At 38.9% G+C, this 21407-nt stretch carries 14 protein-coding genes; 7 read left to right on the top strand and 7 right to left on the bottom strand.

The window, feature by feature from the left end:
• Positions 1–6: 6 nt before the first annotated feature.
• Together JYB62_RS08630 and purL are read right to left on the bottom strand one after the other, a co-directional pair.
• Positions 7–510 carry a hypothetical protein gene (locus JYB62_RS08630; protein ID WP_205644993.1) on the bottom strand — a complete coding sequence of 168 codons (504 nt, stop codon included), beginning with the start codon at positions 508–510 and terminating at the stop codon, positions 7–9.
• Between the two features lie 804 nt (positions 511–1314).
• Positions 1315–5001 carry a phosphoribosylformylglycinamidine synthase gene (gene purL, locus JYB62_RS08625; protein ID WP_205644992.1) on the bottom strand — a complete coding sequence of 1229 codons (3687 nt, stop codon included), beginning with the start codon at positions 4999–5001 and terminating at the stop codon, positions 1315–1317.
• A 368-nt stretch (positions 5002–5369) separates the two neighbouring features.
• Here purL and JYB62_RS08620 point away from each other — a divergent pair, with 368 nt between their 5' ends.
• The 5 genes from JYB62_RS08620 (at position 5370) to JYB62_RS08600 (ending at position 12660) form a co-directional block, all read left to right on the top strand.
• The gene (locus JYB62_RS08620) at positions 5370–5972 is read left to right on the top strand and encodes a TetR/AcrR family transcriptional regulator (RefSeq protein WP_205644991.1); all 603 of its coding nucleotides are present in this window, start codon (positions 5370–5372) and stop codon (positions 5970–5972) included.
• 60 nt (positions 5973–6032) lie between these two features.
• Positions 6033–7415, top strand: a complete 1383-nt coding sequence (locus JYB62_RS08615) for a TolC family protein (protein WP_205644990.1) — start codon at positions 6033–6035, stop codon at positions 7413–7415.
• A 55-nt stretch (positions 7416–7470) separates the two neighbouring features.
• Positions 7471–8604 (top strand): efflux RND transporter periplasmic adaptor subunit, encoded by a 1134-nt coding sequence (locus JYB62_RS08610; RefSeq protein ID WP_205644989.1) that lies wholly within the window; start codon positions 7471–7473, stop codon positions 8602–8604.
• Between the two features lie 2 nt (positions 8605–8606).
• Positions 8607–12011 carry an efflux RND transporter permease subunit gene (locus tag JYB62_RS08605; RefSeq protein WP_205644988.1) on the top strand — a complete coding sequence of 1135 codons (3405 nt, stop codon included), beginning with the start codon at positions 8607–8609 and terminating at the stop codon, positions 12009–12011.
• A gap of 136 nt (positions 12012–12147) precedes the next feature.
• Complete coding sequence (locus JYB62_RS08600) at positions 12148–12660, top strand: UpxY family transcription antiterminator (protein ID WP_205644987.1); 513 nt, start codon at positions 12148–12150, stop codon at positions 12658–12660.
• A 26-nt stretch (positions 12661–12686) separates the two neighbouring features.
• Here JYB62_RS08600 and JYB62_RS08595 read toward each other — a convergent pair whose 3' ends face one another.
• The 5 genes from JYB62_RS08595 to ligA form a co-directional block, all read right to left on the bottom strand.
• Positions 12687–13391 (bottom strand): hypothetical protein, encoded by a 705-nt coding sequence (locus tag JYB62_RS08595; protein ID WP_205644986.1) that lies wholly within the window; start codon positions 13389–13391, stop codon positions 12687–12689.
• Between the two features lie 133 nt (positions 13392–13524).
• The gene (gene xseB, locus JYB62_RS08590) at positions 13525–13713 is read right to left on the bottom strand and encodes an exodeoxyribonuclease VII small subunit (RefSeq protein WP_205644985.1); all 189 of its coding nucleotides are present in this window, start codon (positions 13711–13713) and stop codon (positions 13525–13527) included.
• Entirely contained in the window at positions 13713–15020 is a 1308-nt protein-coding gene (gene xseA / locus JYB62_RS08585) for an exodeoxyribonuclease VII large subunit (RefSeq protein ID WP_205644984.1), read from the bottom strand. The genes xseB and xseA overlap by 1 nt, the downstream gene beginning before the upstream one ends.
• A 5-nt stretch (positions 15021–15025) precedes the next feature.
• A complete protein-coding gene (dapA, locus tag JYB62_RS08580; protein ID WP_205644983.1) occupies positions 15026–15889 on the bottom strand; it encodes a 4-hydroxy-tetrahydrodipicolinate synthase in 864 nt (287 codons plus the stop codon).
• Between the two features lie 73 nt (positions 15890–15962).
• Entirely contained in the window at positions 15963–18413 is a 2451-nt protein-coding gene (gene ligA / locus JYB62_RS08575; RefSeq protein ID WP_205644982.1) for an NAD-dependent DNA ligase LigA, read from the bottom strand.
• A 138-nt stretch (positions 18414–18551) separates the two neighbouring features.
• Between ligA and JYB62_RS08570 the strand changes: the two genes are divergently transcribed.
• Together JYB62_RS08570 and metG are read left to right on the top strand one after the other, a co-directional pair.
• Positions 18552–19184 (top strand): TetR/AcrR family transcriptional regulator, encoded by a 633-nt coding sequence (locus tag JYB62_RS08570; protein WP_205644981.1) that lies wholly within the window; start codon positions 18552–18554, stop codon positions 19182–19184.
• A 93-nt stretch (positions 19185–19277) separates the two neighbouring features.
• Positions 19278–21338, top strand: coding sequence for a methionine--tRNA ligase (metG, locus tag JYB62_RS08565; RefSeq protein WP_205644980.1), 2061 nt, complete (start codon positions 19278–19280; stop codon positions 21336–21338).
• Positions 21339–21407: the final 69 nt, after the last annotated feature.

The following is a 21407-nucleotide window of genomic DNA, read 5'->3' as shown; positions in this document are numbered from 1 at the left end:
ATACCCTTAGTTTTTCAAGTTTATATCTTGTTCTTTTTGTGATTCAACTAATGCCTGGTGGACCTTCTTCGTTTGTAAAAGAAAAGAACCCCATATGGAATTAGTAGAGTTTAACTCCTTAGTCTTTTCTTCCATACAGTAGAATCCTTGTTTGGTAAAAAGCATAATTCTGCATGTTCCCTTTTCAGGAAAAGGAACTTCTTCTAGTTTAGTTGCTTTTTCAATCAATCCCGGAGCCATATCCAATAAAGAGAAAACTTCATTCCTTACATTTTCGAAATTTCCACCACCTATTATTCCCCTTCCTTCACTTAAATATATACTTGCATCACCTGATAAGTAAGCCACTAAACTGGCGAGACTTTCTTCAATCTCCCAATCTATCATGACTCCATATACTTGCGATTCAGAAATGGGGGAATATGATTCAATTTGATCAGCTGTAATTCCTAATGCGTTTTTTCTAAGATTGGTATATAGGTTTACTTGATTTTTTGGGATGTCATTCATTTGTTTTGGGTAAATAATCAAATGGTGATAAACTGAAAAAGACAATGAATTTCCGGGTGATTGGGCGGTTTTTTTATTGTAGACCCAATGTCTTCAGTAAAACTTTGGCAATAATAGGTAATTTTATAATTCTCTATTGAACTGAAATTATAAAAAAAAACAACTTTTAAAACTAATACTTTGCTTAATAGAATGACAGATTTAATCTGAATAGCTGAGAGGATTCTATATTCTATAGCTAGAAAAATAATGCTGAACCTTAAATAATAATAAGTTAGTTGAATTTTTTGCTTTTAATTCCAAACTTAATTTTGTTCATTTTTAGTAATTAGAAATCACACAAAATGTGTATATCTCTCTAAATCACTCCGTCTGCTAAACATTTTGCCAATAATTCAGCATTGTTTGATGAATTTGTTTTGAGAAGAATGTTCTTTCTATGTGTTCGAGCGGTATTAAAAGGGTAAAAAGTTTTTCAGAAATACCTTTGGAGCTGAGACTTTCTCTCATCAATTTGACGATTTCGAATATGATAAGATCAGCAGTGCATGAGAATTTATCAAGATTAGCTTGTTTCGAGGCAAACCGGCCATGGTTAGGTTTAATATTTAGGTAGGATTTAATGTAATGGGACTGATCTGTGGGTTTATATTTAGTGTGTTTTTTATTATAAAAAATAATAACTAAATATAAATTATATATAAAAACATTAGAAAAGTTAAAAATTTGTAATTATTTGATAAAAAAATCCCTCAGATTACTCCGAGGGATATTAACTAGTTTATAATTCTCAGCTTTCTGATTTTAGCTTTCAGAGTTTTCTTCTACCCATTTTCTAGCATTGACAAAAGCATCCATCCAAGGAGTGAAATCATCTTTTCTGTCTGCTGGATAATAAGGCCAGTTCCAAGGTTTTAAGCTTCTCTCAATATGAGGCATGATGGCCAAGTGACGCCCATCAGCAGATGCAATCCCTGCAGTGGCATAATCAGATCCATTAGGATTACCAGGATAAGCTTCATAGCTATATTTCATAGCAAAGTGATAATCGCTTTCAGCTTGAGGCAAATGGAATTTACCTTCACCATGCGCAACCCAAACACCTAGCCTTTGGCCGCTTAATGAACCTAACATCACCGAATCATTTTCTGGAATAGTTACATTCACGAAGGTAGATTCAAACTTATGGGATGCATTGTGAAGCATTTTTGGTTTGTCAGTATGATCAGGAGTAACCAAGCCTAATTCAATCATAAGCTGGCAACCGTTGCAAACCCCTAAACTTAAAGTATCAGGTCTAGCATAGAAGTTATCCAAGGCTTGCTTTGCTTTTGGATTGTAAAGGAATGCACCTGCCCAACCTTTGGCAGAACCCAATACGTCAGAGTTAGAAAATCCTCCCACAAAGACAATCATTTGAACATCCTCTAGGTTTTCTCTTCCGGAAATCAAATCCGTCATATGCACATCCTTCACCTCAAACCCTGCCAACCATAAAGAATAAGCCATTTCCCGATCACCATTCACTCCTTTTTCACGAATAATGGCGGCTTTGGCATTGCTTGCGGTTTTTCTAAAAGGGTCTAAACCAACTGCCTTGAAATCACCTTTCCATCCTTCTGCAAATTCATAGGAAAGAACCTGATTTTTATAATTATCAAAACGATCTTTTGCTAATTTTTCTCCACTTTGCTTTCTATCCAAAAGGTAGGAAGACTTGAACCAAGTATCTCTCAACTCAGCTACATCTAAGCTAAGCTCAGTTCCCTTGAATTCAACTTTTCCTGTATCCGTAACTTTTGCAAGTTCAACGAAATCAACATCATCCTCAACTAAAAGCTCTTCTACCGCATTCTCGTCAGATACTTGAAGAATTACCCCAGGATTCTCAGCAAATAGCATTTTTACCAAATCCTGTTCTTTCATTCTATTTGGATGAACCTTCAGACCTACTCCTGGGCTTGGGAAACACATTTCAAGTAATGTGGTGATTAATCCTCCTGAAGAAATATCGTGACCTGCAAGAATCCATCCTTGATCAATTAGATCCTGAACAGAGGCAAATGCTTTTGCAAAGTGTTCTGAATCCTTCACATCAGGAGTTTCGGTTCCTATCTTATTAAGTGCCTGATAGAAGCTCGATCCGGCAAGTTTAGCTTCATCTCGAGAGAAGTCCACATACAGGAGCTTACTTCCTTTAACTGGTTGAATCGCGGCTTTTACAGATCTCTTTACGTCCATACATTCCCCGACTGTAGAAATGATGACTGTTCCAGGAGAGTAAACTACTTTTCCATCAGGATATTTTTGTGTCATGGATAGGGAGTCTTTTCCGGTTGGAATATTGACCCCTAAATCAATCGCAAATTTAGATACCGCTTCCACGGCTCTGTATAATCGGTCATTTTCACCTTCATTCTTCGCTGGCCACATCCAGTTTGCAGAAAGGGAAATTCCAGCCAAACCATCTTGAATTGGTGCAAATATCAAATTTGTAAGTGCCTCAGCGATCGCTAATCTACTTCCAGCCTCAGGATCAGCCAATGCAGCAACAGGTGCATGTCCAATAGAAGTTGCAATTCCTTTTTCACCAGTAAAGTCTAAAGCCATTACAGCTACATCATTCAAAGGAAGTTGAATAGCCCCCACGGTTTGTTGGGTAGCAACTCGTCCAGTTACGGAGCGGTCCACTTTATTAGTCAACCAATCTTTACAAGCCACTGCTTCCAACTGTAAAACTTCACTGATATAGGATTTAATCAGCTCAGGATCATAGCTTGCTTCGGCATAGCTGGATTTCTGGGTGTTATCCTCCAAAATAGTTTTAGGAGAGGAGCCAAACATATAACTTAAGTTCCAGTCTACTGGCTTTTCTCCAGTCTTCTGGTTCTCAAATTTGAAATGCATGTCTCCAGTTGTTTCTCCAACTACATAAAAAGGAGCTCTCTCTCTATCGGAAATGGTATGAAGTGTATCAATGTCTTTTTTTCCGATCACCAAGCCCATTCTTTCTTGAGATTCATTACCCACGATCTCTTTGGCAGAAAGGGTTGGGTCTCCTACAGGTAACTTATCAATGTGAATTGTTCCACCTGTATTTTCCACTAATTCAGAAAGGCAATTTAAGTGGCCACCCGCACCATGGTCATGGATAGAAATAATCGGATTATTTTCATTCTCTGCCATGGCGCGGATCACATTGGATACACGCTTTTGCATTTCAGGATTGGATCTCTGAATGGCATTGAGTTCGATGGCATTGGAAAGTTCACCGGTATTTAGGGAAGATACTGCAGATCCACCCATTCCGATTCTATAATTGTCACCACCCATGATCACAATTTGATCACCGGCTTTTGGTTCTTCTTTTTTAGTATACTTCGCATTGGTAAAACCAACACCTCCGGCAAGCATGATTACTTTATCAAATCCATGTTGCTTACCCTCTTCTTCATGTTCGAAGGTTAGAACAGAACCAGAAATTAAAGGCTGACCGAATTTATTTCCAAAATCGGAAGCACCATTAGAAGCTTTGATCAAGATATCCATTGGAGATTGATACAACCATGGTCTTGCTTCCAGGTTTTTCTCCCAGCTTCTCCCTTCTTCAGTCCTAGGATAGGAGGTCATATAAACTGCAGTTCCAGCCAAAGGAATAGAGGCTGTTCCTCCCGCCATACGATCTCGGATTTCACCTCCTCCACCGGTAGCTGCTCCATTGAAAGGCTCTACAGTAGTAGGGAAATTATGCGTTTCTGCTTTTAGGGAAATGACGGTGTCAATATCTCTTGTTTCAAAAAAGTCTGCTTTGTCCTGCGTCTTTGGAGCAAATTGTTGTGTTCTTGGTCCTTTCACAAAGGCTACATTGTCCTTATAAGCAGAAGCAATTCTATTGGGATGCTTTTTGGAAGTTTCTTTGATCAGTTGAAATAAAGTCAAAGGCTTTTCTTCTCCATCAATGATAAAGGTTCCGTTGAAGATTTTGTGGCGGCAATGTTCAGAGTTCACTTGACTGAAACCAAATACTTCTGAGTCAGTAAGGGGTCTTTCCAACTGCTTGGCAACATTCTCCAAATAATCGACCTCTTCTTGACTTAACGCTAATCCTTCTTTTTTATTATAGGCAGCGATATCAGAGATTTCCTGAATTTTTTCAGGCTCTAAATGAATATCAAAGATCTCCTGGTCCAGTCCATCGTAAGACTTTTGAAGCATGGGGTCAATTTGATCCCCCTCTTGAAGTGGGGAAAACTCTTCAATTCTAATGATTCCCTGAATACCCATGTTTAGGGTGATTTCCACAGCATTGGTGGACCAGGGAGTGATCATTTCTTTTCTTGGGCCGGAGAATTTACCTTCTACTTGTTTGGTTTCCAGTGCTTTGGCATTTCCGAAAAGCCAGATTAATTTCTGGATATCTTCGGGTGCGATAGGTTGTGGAGTTTGTACGGCGTAGATAAGGTTTTGAGGGGATTCGAAGAAGAATATCATGTCCTTAGGCTAGTAAGCTGCAAAGGTAAGAAATTGGACTTTAGATTGAAATATTTAGTAGTGGGTTATTTGATGAGCCAGGAAATATTCACTTGGTTCAGTATAGTTTGAAAATAGTTGAACTATGGAATTCTAGATGACGTTTAGCCAAAACGAACTAGGAGTGAAAACAAATACTTCAGGGTTGGCTTTGTCTACTTAAGCCTGAAAAAAAATTGGAGAACGGCCTTTGTGTTCAAAAATGCACGGTTTTCAATGTTATTTTTATGTTAACTCGGAAGATTTTTCGCTTTTGATACTACGGAAACTTTTGGAAGGTAAAAAGTTTCCGTAGTTTTGCTGTCCGTTATACCATAGAGTGAAATTCAATGAGGAAGAAGATTTTAGAGGTAGCTGTAGAACAGTTTAGTCGTTATGGAGTAAGGACCATCACGATGGAAGATATCGCACGATTATCCGGGGTTTCCAAAAAGACCATTTATCAAGAATTTAAGGATAAAAAGGAGTTGGTAAAGGAAGCTTTTGGCATGCTGTTAAAAGAGGATCAGGAAAAGCTGGATGCTATTATGAGAAATGAAGATGGAGTGATAGAACATTTAGTTTATACCTCCAGAATGATTCGGGAACGAATTGCCAACTTAAATCCAATGGCAGTCCTAGAAGTTCAACGGTATTTTCCAGAGGCATGGAAAATGTTCGAATGCTTTAGGGACAATGTTATTGTGACAGACATCGTCAAGGTGTTAGAAAGAGGTAAAAAGTTGGGGTATTTTCGAAACGAAATCAATACGAGGATCTTAGCCAGGATGCGGGTAAATCAAATCAATGCAGCTTTTGATCCCTCAAATTATCGCGGAGAAGATGTGAAAATGGTGGATATACAGATGGAATTAATGGACCATTTTCTTCATGGAATTTTTACTGAGAAAGGAAGGCAGGCCTACCTTGAGGGAGTGGAATTAAATCATTAGTAAGCCAGAAATACAATAGAAAATTTGAACTACAAACCGACTTTTATTTAGAATAACATCATGTTTAAGAAGAAGATTAAATTACTAATCCTGAGCTTATTAAGCCTAATTGGTTCAGGAGTTTTAGCACAGGAGACTCCTCCTTTGGAAGTTCTTCAGCTTAATCTAAAGGAGACTTTGGAGTATGCATTGGAGAATAATCCAGATTCAAAAAATGCCAAACTGGAAGTCATGGTTTCACAGACTACCATTAAGGAGGAAACCGCTGCTGGATTACCGCAAATCAATGGTTCAGTTGGGATAAATTATAATCCTTTAGTGCAGGTGGTGTTTTTGCCAAATGAGCCTCCTTTTGGAGACCCCAATAATCCATCTGATGTAATCCCCGCAAGGTTTGGGGTTAGCTATTCTGGAAGTGCGGGGGTCACCTTCTCTCAAATGATTTTTGATGGATCATTCTTCGTGGGTTTACGTGCCGCCAAGACATACAAAGCTTTAACCGAATTCGACAAGGTCAAAGTAGAGAATGATGTAATTGAAAATGTGAAGAAAGCGTACTTCGGAGTGTTGGTCAATGCAGAGCGAATCAAACTTTCTCAATCCAATTTAAGCCGCATAGATTCTCTTTTGGAGGAAACCAAAGCATTGAATGAGGCAGGTTTTACGGAAAAGATAGAAGTTTCCAGAATTCAGGTTCAAAGAAACAATACATTTTCTCAGTTGAAGCAAAGCCTTACAGCCTATGATATTTCCAAACAGTTATTAAAGATTCAACTTGGATTACCTAGGAACTATGATATAGTGATTACCGAAACTCTAGCGGAATTAAATCCAGAAGAAGATTTAGCTGCTTTATTAGCCATGGAGGTAGGGCATAGGGTAGAGATGGATCAGATCAATACCAATTTGGAATTGACTCAGTTGGATTTAAAGTATAACACTTCGCAGTACATGCCTACCATCGATTTGAATGCAAACTTCAATAGGTCGGGAGCAGGGGATACATTTAGCAGGGTGTTTAATAGCATTAACTGGTTTAGTTCTTCCATGGTGGGAGTGACCATGAACATTCCGATTTTTGACGGTTTATCTAAAAGTGCACGGATTCAAAGAAATAGAATTCAAATGCAACAGCTTGAAAATCAAAAGTTTTATTTGAATCAAAACATTGCTTTAGAAGTGTATCAGGCTAAGCAAAATTTAGCTAATGATTTGGAAGTGTTAGCGGTACAAAGAGAAAGTATGGAACTCGCCAAAGAGGTCTACGACATATCTAAAATCAAATACAATGAAGGAGTAGGCTCCAATTTGGAAGTAGTGGAAGCGGATGCCGCCTTGATAGAATCTGAAATCAATTATTTAGGAGCTCTTTATGATGGGTTGGTTTCTAAAGTAGATTTAGAAAAAGCTTTAGGAGTTCTGAAAAACGGATTGGATTATTAAGTGGTAGGTCCACTATCACAAAAAAAACTAGTAACAACGATATTATTTATACACAATGAAATTATCACATAAATTTTTACCACTGATTGGCTTGACTTTCTTGGTTTTTTCTTGCGAACCAAAAGATGAGTTGGCTGTAAAAAAAGCTGAATTGGAAGAGTTGAAAAATCAATCCAATGAGCTTAATACCTCCATTGCTTTACTAGAGGAGGAATTGATGAGATTGGATCCTGAATTTGCAAATCAGAACCAAAAGTCCATCCTAATTACTACCACCAATGCTAAAAAAGGAGAATTTGAACATTATGTTGAAGTAACAGGATCTGTGCTATCTAAAAAGAACGTGGTAATCAGTTCCGAAACGTCAGGTAGAATATTGGAAATCCCAGTATTGGAAGGTATGCGTGTTGCCAAAGGAACAGTGTTAGCCAAAATCGATGCGGAATCTATTGAGAGAAGTATAGATGAGTTAGAAAACTCGCTGGAATTGGCGACTACACTTTTTGAAAAACAGGAGCGATTATGGAATCAGCAAATTGGAACAGAAGTTCAATACCTAGAAGCAAAAAATAGAAAAGAAGGATTGGAAAGAAATTTGGCATCTGCCCGAACCAATCTTGATAAGGCCATTATTAGAGCACCATTTGCTGGGACAATAGAAGAAGTTCAAGTGAGATTGGGAGAATTGGTTCAGCCAGGAATAGGGATGTTTCAATTTGTAGGTGAAAGTGATCTTTTTATTGAAGCAGATATTTCAGAAAGTTACGTTGGCGTGCTTTCGAAAGGTGATTCTGTAGAGGTGAGTTTTCCTTCTATCAATAAAGAGCTTCAAACAAAAGTCTCTTCTGTAGGAGCGATTATCAACCCAAATAATAGAACATTTAAGGTGGAGGTTTTCCTTCCAAATCTGGAATTGGTAAAACCGAATATGATTTCCGTGCTAAAAATCTTGGATTACCAAAGTGCAGATGCAGTAATTGTACCAAGCTATTTGATCTTAAGTGACAACAGAGGGGACTATGTCTTTACCGTGGAAAATGGCAAAGCTATTAAGAAGTATGTAGAGCGAGGAAAGACATTTGATAAGGAAACGGAGATCCTTACTGGACTTACTGGTTCAGAAGTTTTAGTGGATAAAGGATTTCGTGAAGTAGGAGATAATTTCAATGTGAACATAGCACAGCAGTAATTATGGCAGAACAACAGAAACCACAAAAAACGAGAGAGTTTGGACTGTCTAGCTTGTCAGTGGACAATTCCACTTCGGTGGTTATCCTTACCTTAATTATCTCGGTGTTAGGACTCAGTGCTTACAGAAATATGCCCAAGGAAAGTTTCCCGGAAATCGTGATTCCTACGGTTTATGTAGGGACTCCCTATCCAGGTAATTCCCCAGTCGATATGGAGAATTTGATTACTCGTCCTATCGAAAAGGAATTGAAATCTCTAAACGATATCAAAGATATTAATTCTACCTCTGTACAGGACTTTTCTTCCATTGTTATCGAGTTTAATCCAGGAGTAGAAATTTCAAAAGCCATCCAGGATGTAAAGGATGCAGTCGATAAGTCAAAGAGTGAACTCCCCACTGATCTAGATCAGGATCCTAATGTATTGGAAATTAATACTTCTGATTTCCCGATTATGAATGTGAATATTTCGGGAAATTATTCCGAAGCAGAACTGAAAAAGTTTGGGGAATATTTGGAAGATGAGATTGAAAAGCTTCCGGAAATATCCAAGGCAGATCTGGCAGGAACAGTGGAACGTGAAATCCAAATCAATGCAGATCCCTATAAAATGGAATCTGTTGGTGTGAGCTTTAATGACATTGCACAAGCGGTACAAACAGAAAATGTTACCATATCAGGAGGTAATATCCGGTCTGGGGATTATCAGCGCACACTTAGAATAGATGGAGAATTCAGTGATCCAATGGATCTCCAGAATATCATCGTCAAAACGGATAACCAAAAAATTGTTTACCTACGGGATGTAGCAGAAGTAAAAGATACCTATAAGGAAAGAACCAGTTATGCACGTAGTAAAAACCTTCCGGTAGTTACCATCAACGTGACCAAAAGAAGTGGGGAAAACTTATTGTATGCGGCTGATAAAATCAAAGAGATTATAGAACGAACAAAAGCAAATAGATTTCCTCCAGATTTGGAGATTACTATAACCAATGATCAATCAAAGCAGACCAGACTTCAAGTAAGCGACTTGGAGAATTCCATTATTTTCGGAGTGATCTTGGTGGTATTGGTATTGATGTTCTTCCTGGGTTTCAGAAATGCATTGTTTGTGGGAATTGCCATTCCTCTTTCCATGTTTATTTCCTTCTTGGTGTTGAATGCCTTTGGGATTACTCTTAACCTGATGGTATTATTCTCTTTGATTCTGGCATTAGGGATGTTGGTGGATAACGGAATTGTGGTGGTTGAAAATATTTATCGTCTGATGTCAGAAGGAAAGTCGGCAGTTCAGGCCGCAAAAGAAGGGGTAGGAGAAGTAGCTTGGCCAATCATTACCTCTACAGCAACCACGTTAGCGGCATTTCTTCCTTTAGCATTCTGGGATGATTTGGTAGGAGAGTTTATGAAATTCTTACCGATTACTTTGATCATTGTACTTTCCTCATCCTTGTTTGTAGCCTTGGTGATCAATCCTGTATTGACAGCCTTGTATATGAAAGTGGAAGATGTAAGCAAGGATAAACCCAAACAGAAATCAATTGTAGTTGCTGGAATATTTCTCATTCTGTCTACCATATTTTATTTGGTTGGAATCACTGCATTTGGAACGCTTCTACTAGTGGCCTGTGTGCTGACCTTATTCAACGTCTTTATTTTAAGGAAAGCGATTCGTTGGTTCCAGACTGTGTTATTGGTAAAGCTGGAGAATATTTATGAGTCCACTTTGGAATATGCATTAAATGGTAAAAAGCCATACATGTTTTTCGGAGGCACAGTACTCTTATTGTTCTTTTCATTGGTTTTATTAGGTGTAAGAGCTCCAAAAATTTTGTTTTTCCCAGATAATCAGCCCCAATTAATCAATGTATTCATTGAATTCCCTATCGGTACCGATATTGAAGCAACCAATGAATTTGTAGATGGGATGGAGGATGAGTTGATGGTAGCTTTGGATGATTATAAAGAAATTTTGGAGTCTGTAATTAGTCAAGTAGGAGAGGGAACCGGAGATCCATTAGAGGGACCAAGTAACCAACCTACTCCTCATAAGGCAAAAATCACCATCGGCTTTGTTGATTACATTGATAGACAAGGGATCAATACCAATGAAGCGATGGAAGTGATTCGTCAACTTGTTGAAAAATATCCCGGAGTCTTAATCACTGTAGATAAACAGCGAAATGGCCCTCCAACTGGAAAAGCCGTCAACCTTGAGTTTGTTGGGGAAGATTATGACCAGTTGATCGCATACGTAAATAAAACCAGGGAATACCTGACCAATCTGAACATAGCAGGAATTGAGGAACTTAAGTCTGATCTTTCCTTAGGGAATCCTGAAGTAATCTTGAATATCGACAGAGAGAAAGCTAGAAGGTTTGGTTTGTCTACTTCAGAAATTGCCAACGATTTGAGAACTGCGCTCTTTGGACTGGAAGTATCGAAATTTAAAGAAGGGGAGGATGACTATCCGATTCAATTAAGGCTGGAAGAGGACTTCCGATATGATATCAATACTTTGATCAATAAAAAGATCGGTTTTAGAGATAAGTTCGGAACGAAACGCGAGGTGCCTATTTCTGCAGTCGCAGAGATTAAATATGGTTCTACTTATGGTTCTGTAAAACGGAAGGATTTGGATAAAGCGATTACGGTTTACTCCAATGTATTGGATGGATATAACCCGACTGAAGTGAACGCTCAAATTCAAGCTGCACTTAGAAATTATGACGTGCCGGATGGGATTTCTGTTAAGTATACAGGCGAACAAGAAGAGCAGCAAAAATCTATGCAATTCTTAATTGGCGCATTGGGTATTGCGGTTTCATTGATCTTCCTGATCATCGTTGCACAGTTTAATTCTGTGACCACACCATTTATAATCATGGCTTCGGTAGTGTTGAGTACGATCGGTGTATTCTTAGGACTGGTGATCTTTAATATGGACTTTGTGGTGATCATGACGGGGATTGGAATTATATCCTTGGCTGGGGTTGTGGTAAACAATGCCATTGTATTGATTGACTATACCAACTTGGTAAGAGAAAGAAAAAGAGAAGAGTTGGGGATGGGGCCAAAAGATCATTTACCATTTAACTTAATGATTGCAAGTATTGTGGAATCAGGAAAAACCAGATTAAGACCGGTATTGCTTACAGCGATTACAACCGTGCTCGGTTTGATCCCTTTAGCCATCGGTATGAATATAAATTTTGGGACATTATTAAGTGACTTTAATCCGCAATTTTATGTGGGAGGAGATAACGCAGCTTTTTGGGGTCCAATGGCCTGGACAGTGATTTTTGGGTTAACCTTTGCGACCTTCCTCACGTTAGTAATTGTACCAGTCATGTATCTCTTGGCCGACAAGTTAAATGTGCGGTTAAAGAAGATTAAAGCATGATTGTTTTAAGGTTGGTGGTTTTTTTTATAAAACCTCCGGGGTTCTATCCCGGGGGTTTTTTTCATTTTAAGTCCAGCTTGGTTCGGCCTTTGCTGCTAAAAAATGTTAATTTTGAATACCCAAATAGATTACTAAAATGAATGAGCTGAAGTGGTATGTGATGTATACAGCATCACGTTCCGAAAAGAAAGTGGCTGAAAGATTAAGAGAAAATGGCAAAGAGGTTTATTTGCCAATCATAGAGGAAGTTAGGCAGTGGTCAGATAGGAAGAAGAAGGTAAAAAGACCTTTGTTTAACGGGTATGTGTTTGTGAAAACGAATAGGAATCAATTGTGGGAATGTCTGCAGGTTCCGGGAGCAGTAAAATTCGTTCATTTCTCTGGACAGCATGCAACGATCAGAGATGAGGAGTTAGATATCATTGAAAGAATTATTTCCACAGGGGTGGCAGTGGAATCCGATGGAACAGTCATAGAGCCCGGAGAAAAAGTAGAGGTGATTGGTGGAGCTCTTCAAAATATGACAGGAGAAGTCATAGAAAAAGGAAATAAGGATTATTTCTTGATTAGAATACCTAGTATCTACCAAAATATGCTAGTAAGTATTCCGCGTAAATTTTTACAACCACTTGGAAAGATAAATCAATAAAAAAAGGAGCAAATTCGCTCCTTTTTTTATTTTTCAAACCTCGGGTAAAGGTATCTTCTATATACGATTTGTAACTGAAATAAATGGTCTCCAAATTTATTAAATCCAACATTTCCGTCTATATCATCTACAAAGGTGAGTAGCATGGTACCTTCAGCTGCAATATCGGAATATGCCCCTAGCTGGAAGCTTAGGCCAGCTCGCACAGGGATGTAAGCTGTAGTTTTATTGAATTTTTCCGGGATCTCATCTTCGTTAAATGACTTGGTTTGTTTGGTACTAGTGTACATCACTCCTAATCCAAATCCACCGTAAAGATTTGCAAAGCTTCGGTTCATGTGATTCGAAAAAGGAATAAGGTTTATGCTAGGCATCATATCAAAATAAATAGCACTTCCTTTAGCGGTAAATGCAGAATTGTTTTCATACCAAAAGTCCCGAACTTTTGTACTTGGATTGCCACCACTGGATATCCATTGAATTCCTGTTGTAGCTCTTAGGTCAAACATTGGACTTAGCCTTTTTGCAATGGAAGCGGAAAAAGAAGGTTTGATTTCAAAATTAAAAGTTCTGTATGCACCACCATTATCCAGGTAGGCAAAAGAGGGCCCCACACCAATGCTTAAAATATTATCTCTGGAAATTTTTTCCTTATAGAAATTTTGAGCCTCCACTGCCTGGAAGAATATCAGAAAAAATATAAAAAACGGTATGGAAAGTAGTTTTTGCATGATGGAATTCCCGATGCATAAATGAAAGTTTCAGGATTGTTTGCAAATTCGTCAACAAATATGCCAATCCTTTAAAACATTTCATATCCTTAATAGGATTATGGTAGAGCTATTGTTCAAAGAGCAATATGAATCACTCGTTTTCGAAGGCTTTTTGAATTTCTTCTTCAGTAGATTTTAGCTTAAATCGGCATGCTTTTACCAATTCTGAAGCCTCTTTCACCAAATCAGATAATTCATCAATGCTTTTTTTTCCTTCTTCTAATTGAACCAAGATCTGTTCTAGACGGCTCATTGCTTCGGTATAATTTATATCTTCCATTACTCCTCAATTTGGGTAATTATACTACTAATTGTTTTTGTCAATGTGTGGGTGATCATCTGATCCCCTTCTTTTATATCTACTAATTGAACAGGAACTGAATTTACCTCTGTTTTTGTATAGCCACGCTCCAAAATTGATTTTGGATCCAATTGTGAAAGAGTTTTTGAAAGTCTCTCAATACGATTTGATTCCTGAACCAAGGTGTGTTCAATCTCTTGCGTTATCGTTTTTTCCAAGGATGAGAGTTTTACATTTTCCAATTGAAGTAAACTTTTGGAAGCGCTTTTAATTTGGTTGAGATTAGCATTTAACCGGTCGGTTTCTCTACTCAACCTATTCATACAATTGGAATTGATTCGATGACTCAAACCTTGCAAAACCGTGAATTGTTCTTGTAGCTGCAATCTGGTACTCCGATCCAATCTTCGAATTTGCAAGGAAAGCATTTCGTCAAATTCCCGAAAACCTGAAAGTAAAAACTCCGCCACCGCAGTGGGAGTTTTTAATTTGGTGTGTGCCACTAGATCAGCAATGGTTTCATCCCGTTCATGACCAATTCCGGTGAATACCGGTAAACTGCATTGAGCAATTTTGAGAGCCAACTGATAATCATCAAAGCAGTCAAGGTCTAACTGGGCTCCACCCCCTCTAATAATCACTATTGCCTCCAATCCTAAGCTTTCTTTGGATTCTTCGGCAAGCTCAATGGCCCGAATCAAGTTGGCGGATGCTTCATTCCCTTGCATCAAAGAAGGGAATAATTTGTAATAAATATGGTAGCCTCCAGGATTAGAATTAAGTTGATTGATGAAGTCTCCAAACCCTGCTGCAGTAGCGCTACTGATAATACCGATTTTTTGAATAACCGGAGGCATTTCAAGTTGGCTATTCAGGCTTATCATCCCTTCCTTGGTAAGTCGGTCAATCGTTTCCTGTCTCAACCTTGCTCTTTCTCCTAAAGAGAACGAAGGGTCAATATCCTTTACATTGATGCTTAGTCCATAAAGTGGGTGAAAATTAATGGCCACTTGAGCCAGGATATTCATTCCATTTTTCAAACTGGAGCCAGTAACCGATTCGAATTTAGCAGCGATGTTTCTATAGGTGAAAGCCCATAGGTTGGCTCGTAGTTTAGCTTGGATTTTATTCCCGGATTTCTCAACGATTTCAAAATAAGCGTGACCTTGCGGAGAAAGTCTAAAATCTGAAATTTCACCTACCACCCAATAAACCGGATCCAGTTCAGTATCGATTACCTGTTGGATCAGCTGGTTTAATTCTGAGATGGATCGTGCATTATGCATTCAGATTATTTGGATTTTTGGTATACCGTTTTGATCTGCTGATTCAATTCAAGGCTTGCTCTCAACATGGGAAGTCTTAGCTGATCGCCACAGATTCCCATATGCATCAACAGGTTTTTAATTCCAACGGGATTCCCTTCCTGGTACATCAAGGAATTGAAATCCAAAAGGGAAAAAGAAGCTTTTAAACTTTCTTTTTCTGAACCATGGCAAATCGCTTTAAAAGTGGAAGGAAGTGCATTTGCCAAAACAGAAATGATTCCGGAACCACCGATACTAAACATGGCTCTAGTCATTAAGTCATCTCCGGAGATCAATAGAAAGTCTTTGGGCATGGAGGCTGCGATTTGCATGCACTGTTCCAAGTTTCCACTTGCTTCTTTCATTCCAATGATATTGGGATGGTCCGCTAATCTTAAAGTGGTTTCAGCCGTCATATTTGACATGGTCCTTCCAGGAACGTTATATAGGATCACTGGCACGGGGCAGTTATCCGCAATTGCATTGTAATGGGCAATAATTCCTCTTTGACTTGGCTTATTATAAAAAGGGCTGACTGAAAGAATGGCAGAGATTCCAGTGAAATCGGTGTTGATGATCTCATTCAATACGAATTGAGTGTTGTTTCCTCCAACGCCATACACCACAGGAACTCTTCCTGCATTGTATTCCAAACAAGCAGCAAGCACTTGTTTCTTCTCAGCAGGCAACAAAGTAGCGGATTCACCTGTCGTTCCTAAAACGACTAAATAATCAACTCCGCCATCGATCACATGGTCTATTAGCTTTTTTAATCCTGTAAAGTCAATAGAGCAATCATCATGAAATGGTGTGACTAACGCTACTCCTGTTCCTTTAAATTGATTCATTTGTAATAAATAGGTTTGAAGCCTAAAGATAATGGGCTTACTTGAATTGATCTTAAGAAAATTGATATTTGGATTATTCTTGTATCATTTTAAGGAATTCTTCCTCTGAAATCATTGGAATACCCAGTTTTTCAGCTTTTTCCTTCTTACTCGGTCCCATATCTGCACCCTCTATGATAAAGTCCAGATTTTTGGATACGGATGAAATGTATTGGCCTCCATGAGCAATGACGGCATCTTTGATTTCATCTCTTTTGAAATGGACAAGTTTCCCGCTGGCCAAAATCCGCTTACCCGCTAAAGCATCTCCTAGTTGGCGGTCTTCATGATGCTCAATTTCAAATTTTAACCCAAAGGCTTTTAATCGGGTAATGATCTCTTGGTTTTTGGGCTGTGTAAAGAAATCATGGATGCTATGTACCAATGTTTCTCCTACACCATTGATCTCTAAAAGTTGCTCCGTAGTGGCAGCTTCTAATTTTTCTATGGACCCAAAATGTCTTGCCAATAATTGAGCAGTATTCTCTCCAATATTTCGAATTCCCAACGCAAACAATACCTTTTCAAATGGTTGGTTTTTCGAAGCAGAAATTCCCTCCATCATATTCGAAATCACTCCGTCCTGAAAAGTATTTGCTTTCAATTTTTTAATTCGATCATGGACTTCGGAGGAGAGGTCTAAATTCAGTTTCAGTAAAATCCCATGGACGGTCCCTTCCGATTTAGAAATAGATAAAATAGTTTCAAAATCCACTCTTCTTCCCAGTAAAATCTCTAGCACCACTGCTACCGGCACATAATCTTCCAGCTTAGGTAAGTTTCGGTCTTTCAAATGGTTGATCAGGTACTCCACCATTCCCACGTTGGCTGGAACTTTCTTTTTCCAAAGCCTAATTTGTTCCTGAAATGACCTCAAGGTTTCCAGTAGTGGCAGCTCTGCTTTTTCCAATAAAAAGTCATGAATCTGTTTGAAAGAGATTTGCTCTGTCAAAGCAAAAAGTGCTTTTTCTACCGTGATATACAATAAACCATCTCCTTCTGTTTCGTATTGATCATGGGACATTTCAAGTCCTAAAAGTTCCTGTTTTTTGTACTCCAACTCATAAATATCTGCAGGATTGGAGATGAAACCCTGATCGATCAAAGCACGGATTCTTTCAGTTCCCATAGAATCAATATCCATGGCACGTTTATGTACAAAATGCTCTATTCTTCCTAGAACTTGAGGAGGACAGGTTTCTGCATTTGGACAATAATGTTTTGCTTCTCCTTCTTTTCTCTCCAAGGCTGTTCCGCATTCGGGGCAATGCGTGATATAAGAGATGGGTTTAGAATCTAATTTTCTGCGATCAAAGTTTACTGCAGTAATCTTGGGAATGATTTCTCCACCCTTTTCTACGTATACAAAATCTCCATCGTGTAAATCCAGACGTTCAATTTCATTGGCATTATGTAAGGAAGCCCGTTTCACGGTTGTTCCAGCCAAGCTTACTGGAGATAGGTTGGCTACAGGAGTGATGGCTCCAGTTCTTCCTACCTGGTAGGTGATAGATAGAAGCTCTGATTCTGCACTCTCTGCTTTGTATTTATAGGCAATTGCCCAACGAGGGTTTTTAGCTGTAAAGCCCAATTCCTCTCGCTGATCATAATTATTGACTTTCAAAACCACCCCATCGGTCTCTACGGGTAGCGAAAATCGCTGTTCTTTCCAATCATTAATGTATTCAACAACTTCCTGGATGTTTGCTACTTTTCTATAGGTCTGAGACACATTGAATCCCCATTCTTCTATAAGTGAAATAGCTTCTGAATGGGTGTTGACACTCAAATCATCCCCGAGTAATTGATAAAAATAACAGTTTAGCCTTCTTTTTGCCACGATGGAAGAATCCTGCATTTTCAAGGTTCCGGAAGCTGCATTTCTAGGGTTTGCCAACAAAGCCTCCCCAGCCTCATCACGAGCATCGTTAATTTTTTGGAATTCCCTCAAGGGTAAAAATATTTCTCCTCTCACCTCAAATTTGGATGGAATATGCTCTCCTTTAACCTCTAGAGGGATGTTTCTAATCGTCCGTACATTAGTAGTGACATCATCTCCACGATAACCATCTCCTCTGGTAACTGCCCTAACTAAGCGTCCATTTTCATAAACCAAGCTGATGGCCACTCCATCAAATTTCATTTCACAGAAGTACTCAAAATCAGAATGGCCCAGACCTTTGATGACGCGTTCGTCAAAGGCAATTAACTCCTCAACAGAATAGGTATTCCCCAAGGAAAGCATGCGGGTTTCATGTTCTACCGTCTTGAATTCTTTTGTAATTGTACCACCCACTCGCTGGCTCGGACTATCAGGATCTAACAGGTCAGGGAACTCGGTTTCCAGTTTAATCAGCTCTTCCAATAATTGATCAAACTCATAATCAGAGATTTCAGGGTTGCTTTCCTGATAATACAGATTATTATGATGATTGATTTCTTGGGTGAGTCGAGCAATTTTTGCTGCTGCTTCTTGGTAGTTCATAAATGGGCCTGAAAATTGGAATCCTAAAAATACGTTTTGCCAGTACAAAGACCAATTAGAAATCTTAGGAACAATAGGTTCCTTAATAATATTTTCTCCTAAGATTGAATTTCTATCTTTGAGCAGATAAGAGTCATCATGAGTAAAAAAAATAGCCAAGAAGGTAAAATTCTAGATGCAGCATACAAACTTTTTCTCGAGAAAGGGTACCGTCATACCACCATGGATGAGATATCGGCAAACTTGGGGATAAGCAAAAAAACTTTGTATAAATATTATCCGGGGAAATTGGAATTATTGGAGGCTTCTTTCGAGGTTTTGAAATTAAAGATGAGCTCCAAAGTGGAGGCTATTTTGGAAAACAAATACATTTCTTTTCCACTCAAATTAAAGTCTACTTTAACAGTAGTAGCGAATCATTTAGCTCCCATCAATCCAGAATTGTTTGAAGATGTGCGTGAGCATGCGCATGAAATCTGGGAAGAAATGAAGATTTATATCAATGAATCTGCCTACTTGAGATTTCAGAAATTGATAAAGCAAGGAGTGGAGCAAGGTTTGGTGAATCCAGGTATCAATATCAATCTGGTAGTAATGCTCTACGCATCGGCGGTACAGTCCTTATTAGACCCTAAATTTATCGGACAGTTTCCGGATTCCATGCAAAAGGAAATGAAACTATCTGCCTCAGAAATCTTTGATCAAGCCATTTCGATAATCTATAACGGGATATTAACTGAGGAAGCAAGGAATGAATTTGCAAATGCCTGACTTCTCCCTCAATCGTTTTCCTTATCTTTGCGGCCAGAAATAATTGAATTGAAATCTATTTCACCCATTTAGCATTCGAATTATTCTCAGAATATGAGCCATAAAAACTTTAAAAGATACACTGTCACTTCAGCTCTTCCTTATGCCAACGGCCCCTTGCATATTGGCCATTTGGCGGGATGTTATATTCCATCCGATATCTACGTCCGTTATTTAAGAAGCTTAGGGAAGGACGTGGCCTATATCTGCGGCTCCGATGAGCATGGAGTTGCCATTACCATCAAAGCCAAAAAAGAAGGAAAGACTCCTCAGGAAATCGTGGATCATTACCATGAAATCATGAAGGGAAGTTTCCAGGAATTTGGAATCAGCTTCGATCACTATTCCCGGACTTCTGCTCCTATTCACCACGAAACAGCTCAAGGGTTTTTCAAGGATTTATATGAAAAAGGGGAGTTTTTAGAGCAAAGTACGGAGCAATATTATGATGAGGAAGCCAAGCAGTTCCTGGCTGATCGATATATTGAGGGGACTTGTCCTAAGTGCGGAAATGAGCATGCCTATGGAGATCAATGTGAGAAATGTGGGAGTTCTTTAAGTCCAACTGAACTTATCAATCCTAAATCCAAGCTAAGTGGAAGAACTCCAGTATTAAAGGAAACCAAACATTGGTTCTTGGATTTGGCTAGGTACCAAAACTTTTTGAAAAAGTGGATTTTGGAGGAGCATGCTGAGGATTGGAAAAATAACGTGTTAGGCCAATGCCGTTCGTGGCTGGAAGCCGGGGATGGACTACAGGCAAGATCCATGACTAGAGATTTGGATTGGGGGATCAAAGTGCCGTTGCAGGATGCGGAAGGTAAAGTATTATATGTGTGGTTTGATGCACCTATCGGTTATATCTCTTCTACCAAAGAATGGGCAAAAGAGAAAGGGATTGATTGGGAGCCCTACTGGAAAGATGAGGATACCAAGTTGGTTCACTTTATCGGAAAGGATAACATTGTATTCCATTGCATCATTTTCCCGGCGATTTTAAAAACGCATGGAGGCTATGTACTTCCTGATAATGTGCCTGCAAACGAGTTTTTGAATTTGGAGGGGGAAAAGATTTCTACTTCTAGAAATTGGGCGGTTTGGCTTCATGAATATTTGCAAGAGTTCCCAGGTAAGCAGGATGTCTTGAGGTACGTCTTGACTGCCAATGCACCTGAAACCAAAGACAATGATTTTACCTGGAAAGATTTTCAGGGAAGAAATAATTCTGAGTTGGTAGCGATTTATGGAAACTTTGTGAATCGTGCCGTAGTGCTTACTAAAAAGTATTTCGATGGAGCTATTCCAGCTAGGGGAGAGTTGACTGGCTATGATCAGGAAGTGTTGGCTGAACTAGCAGGCTTCCCGGAAAAGATTGCTTCCTCGATTGAGCGATATAGATTTAGAGAAGCTCTTGCTTTGGTCATGGACTTAGCTCGTTTAGGAAATAAATACCTAGCTGATACAGAGCCTTGGAAAACGATCAAAACAGATGAAACTAGAACTGCTACCATACTGAATATCGCTTTGAATATCGCTGCGAATCTGGCTATTGTATCCGAGCCTTTTTTACCGTTTACCGCTTCAAAATTGGTCAACTTGTTTGGAATGGAAGGATGTGACTGGAGTAAAGCTGGAGATGCGGAATTATTGAAGGCAGGAACCTCTTTAGGAGAAATGGGGCTGTTATTTGAGAAAATTGAAGATGAAGTAGTGGAGAAACAAGTACAAAAATTGATGGACGCGAAAAAAGAAAATGAGGCAGCAAATGCTCCTGTGCCAGTAATGAAAGAAATCATTACCTATGATGATTTTGCAAAACTGGATATGCGGGTAGTAACGATCTTAGCGGCAGAAAAAATGCCTAAGTCCAAAAAGCTATTGAAGTTGAAAGTAGATACTGGATTGGGTGAAAGAACCGTGTTAAGCGGGGTTTCAGAGCATTTTGAACCGGAGTTTCTGGTGGGTAAGCAAGTAACGATGCTGATCAATTTAGCCCCAAGAAAAATGATGGGGATTGATTCGGAAGGCATGATTTTAATGGCTGAAGATAAAGATGGTAAGTTGAAGCTACTTACTCCACATGAAGGAACTGCAAGTGGATCGACTATATCCTAATTAAAAAGTACACAGAATAGCAGAATAAAGTTTGGTCGGGCTGAACAGTGTTGAAGCCCAACTCAAACT

This window comes from Algoriphagus lutimaris, from assembly GCF_017051705.1.
Lineage (GTDB): Bacteria > Bacteroidota > Bacteroidia > Cytophagales > Cyclobacteriaceae > Algoriphagus > Algoriphagus lutimaris.
The sequence above is the reverse complement of the archived record's forward strand: the minus strand, read 5'-3'. Positions and strand labels throughout refer to the sequence as shown.